Below are 1,388 nucleotides of genomic sequence, written 5' to 3'. Positions count from 1 at the left end.
ACCAGGAGCGCTACATGGTGCGCGCGCAGTACAAGAAGATCCGTATTGAGAAGGTGGACTACCGCGGCTGGAACACCGCCGACTGGGAGTTCACCCGCCTAGGCTGGGCTCTGCCTCGGGGAAGCAAAAGGCCGCACAAAGGGCCGCAAAGGTCACACCAGACGCTGGGGGAAGACATGTCCGACGGCCACGAGCACAACGGGCACGAGCACGTGCCCAGCAGGCAGCGCAGGCGCTTCCCCGGGATCTCCTCGCGCACCTACGAGCACCCGGCCGACCGCTCCGCCCTGGTGGCGCTGCGCAAGCTGAGCGGTTTCGACACGGTGTTCAAGGCGCTCAGCGGCCTGCTGCCCGAGCGCAGTCTGCGGCTGCTGTTCCTGTCCGACTCGGTGCGGGTCTCGGACCAGCAGTTCGCCCATCTGAACGTGATGCTGCGGGACGCCTGCTACATCCTGGACCTGGAGAAGGTCCCGCCGATGTACGTGAACCAGGACCCGCAGCCGAACGCGATGTGCATCGGTCTGGACGAGCCGATCATCGTCGTCACCACGGGCCTCGTCGAGCTCCTCGACGAGGAGGAGATGCGGGCGGTCGTCGGGCACGAGGTGGGGCACGCGCTGTCCGGTCACTCGGTCTACCGGACCATCCTGCTGTTCCTGACCAGCCTCGCCGTCCGGGTCGCCTGGATCCCCCTGGGCAACCTCGCGATCATGGCGATCGTGACCGGCCTGCGGGAGTGGTTTCGCAAGTCGGAGCTCTCCGCGGACCGGGCCGGGCTGCTGGTCGGGCAGGATCCGCAGGCCTCCATGCGGGGTCTGATGAAGATCGCGGGCGGCAACCACCTGCACGAGATGAACGTGGACGCCTTCCTCGCGCAGGCCGAGGAGTACGAGGCAGGCGGTGACCTGCGCGACTCGGTGCTGAAGATCCTAAACGTGCTGCCCCGCTCCCACCCCTTCACCACCGTGCGGGCGGCCGAGCTGAAGAAGTGGGCCGAGTCGCGGGACTACCAGCGGGTCATGGACGGCCACTACCCGCGGCGCGACGAGGACAAGGACACCTCGGTCCGGGACTCCTGGCGCGAGTCGGCCAACCACTACAGCACCCATGTGAAGAGCTCCAAGGACCCACTGATGAAGCTGGTCACCGACCTCGCGGGCGGCGCCGGCGACCTGGGCGACCGGGTCCGCCGCGGCTTCGGCGGCTTCACGAACGCCTCCCCCGAGCCGCCCCAGGGGCCGGAGACGGGCCCGTCGGACTCCTCGGGGGACGACCGGCCGCCGCGCGACGGGAGCTAGTCCCATCCTCCGCACATGACCGGTTCGGGTGATCTGATGATGTGACCGGTACCTGGACGGGTGTGACTCGTTGAGTGGACGTGCCGATAT

At 68.0% G+C, this 1,388-nt stretch carries 1 protein-coding gene; it reads left to right on the top strand.

Annotation, left to right across the window (positions count from 1 at the left end; translation table 11 throughout):
* The first annotated feature begins 176 nt into the window (after window positions 1–176).
* Window positions 177–1,298 carry a M48 family metallopeptidase gene (locus ABZ281_RS49375; RefSeq protein ID WP_356665383.1) on the top strand — a complete coding sequence of 374 codons (1,122 nt, stop codon included), beginning with the start codon at window positions 177–179 and terminating at the stop codon, window positions 1,296–1,298.
* The last annotated feature ends 90 nt before the right edge of the window (window positions 1,299–1,388 follow it).

The sequence above is a fragment of the Streptomyces sp. NPDC006265 genome (assembly GCF_040613555.1).
GTDB lineage: Bacteria > Actinomycetota > Actinomycetes > Streptomycetales > Streptomycetaceae > Streptomyces.
Note: the sequence above shows the minus strand (reverse complement) of the source record. Positions and strands in the feature narration are given on the sequence as shown.

Bases quoted from the DNA above. Each gene is read 5' to 3' on its own strand.
- ABZ281_RS49375 (WP_356665383.1), top strand. From the start codon at position 177: ATGTCCGACGGCCACGAGCACAACGGGCACGAGCACGTGCCCAGCAGG.